At 37.9% G+C, this 1,646-nt stretch carries 1 protein-coding gene; it reads right to left on the bottom strand.

What is annotated here, in order from left to right; all coding sequences use genetic code 11:
- Positions 1–423: 423 nt before the first annotated feature.
- The coding region (rho, locus tag ACNKXS_RS00735) for a transcription termination factor Rho (protein ID WP_417919211.1) at positions 424–1,646 on the bottom strand (1,223 nt) is incomplete at its 5' end.

The raw sequence follows: 1,646 nt of genomic DNA, 5'->3' as shown, positions 1-1,646 counted from the left end.
GGTCTCCCGCTCTAAGCCTTGTCAATCGACAGGGCTTTTTTATTGCAAATAATTAGAATCTGTGTCCTTCCGAAATTACTACGGAATTTTCAAATTTTACTTCGCAAAGAGCGAATTTCCATTTTAAAACTATACTATCGCAGATATCATCCGAAGTGCTGTTAGTATTTGCTGCTGAAGGTTAATCTAAAATATTCAGTATTGTAAAACTCAGTTTTCAGACTTTCTGGTTCACTCATTGTACTGCAATTATAAAAAGCGAATGCCTTGAAATGGATTTTATATTGATACACCTCGAAACAGTTCTGTAGCCAGTAATCTTACACGAACTCAAAGCCTTCTTACTTAACTTAATCTTATCGCATAAAAAAAGCCTGAAACTCTAGTTTCAGGCTTTTCAGATTTTATATAGGAAAGAATCAATTATCCGTTCATGGAAATTAAAAATTCTTCGTTATTTCTAGTATTTCTAATCTTGTCATTAATGAATTCCATCGCTTCGATAGGGTTCATGTCAGCAAGATATTTACGTAGTACCCACATGCGTTTCACATTGTTTTCGTCAAGCAACAGATCATCCCTACGCGTACTTGAAGAAACAAGGTCGATTGCTGGGAATATTCTACGGTTGGAAATTCTTCTATCCAATTGCAGTTCCATGTTACCAGTACCTTTGAATTCTTCAAAGATCACCTCATCCATTTTAGATCCAGTCTCTGTTAGAGCGGTAGCAATAATAGATAGAGAACCTCCATTTTCAATGTTACGTGCAGCACCAAAGAAACGTTTTGGTTTGTGAAGTGCATTTGCATCTACACCACCACTTAAAACTTTACCGCTGGCAGGTTGTACCGTATTGTAAGCACGTGCCAGTCTGGTAATGGAATCAAGTAGAATAACAACATCATGTCCACACTCTACAAGTCTTTTAGCCTTTTCCAGTACGATATTCGCAACTCTAACATGCTCGTGAGCTTCTTTGTCAAAAGTTGAAGCAACTACTTCACCTTTTACGTTACGTTGCATATCTGTAACTTCTTCAGGACGTTCATCAATCAACAGAACGATCTGGTATACTTCAGGATGATTTGCCGCAATAGCATTTGCGATATCCTTCAATAACATTGTTTTACCTGTCTTAGGCTGAGATACGATCATCCCACGCTGACCTTTACCAATTGGAGCAAAAAGATCCATCACCCTTGTAGAAATTGTCGCCTGCTTTTCAGCGATATTGAATTTCTCTTTCGGGAAAAGTGGTGTAAGATGCTCAAAAGAAACTCTGTCTCTTACGACCTGTGGATCCAGTCCATTGATCTTATTTATTTTGATAAGCGGGAAATATTTCTCTCCTTCTTTTGGAGGTCTAATTTGTCCCTGTACTGTATCTCCTGTCTTTAAACCAAATAATCTTATTTGTGACTGCGATACATAAATATCATCAGGAGAAGTAAGGTAGTTGTAATCTGAAGATCTTAGGAAACCGTAGTTGTCCTGCATAATATCCAGAACACCTTCGCTCTCGATGATAGCATCAAATTCGTAATCCGGCTCACGGTATCTGTTACGATTATCGCGGTTTCCGTTATTACCTTTCTTATTATCGTTGCGGTTATCATTGCGATTGTCGTTACGATTATCATTTC

The sequence above is a fragment of the Christiangramia marina genome, assembly GCF_048285865.1.
Taxonomy (GTDB): domain Bacteria; phylum Bacteroidota; class Bacteroidia; order Flavobacteriales; family Flavobacteriaceae; genus Christiangramia; species Christiangramia marina.
The sequence above is the reverse complement of the archived record's forward strand: the minus strand, read 5'-3'. Positions and strand labels throughout refer to the sequence as shown.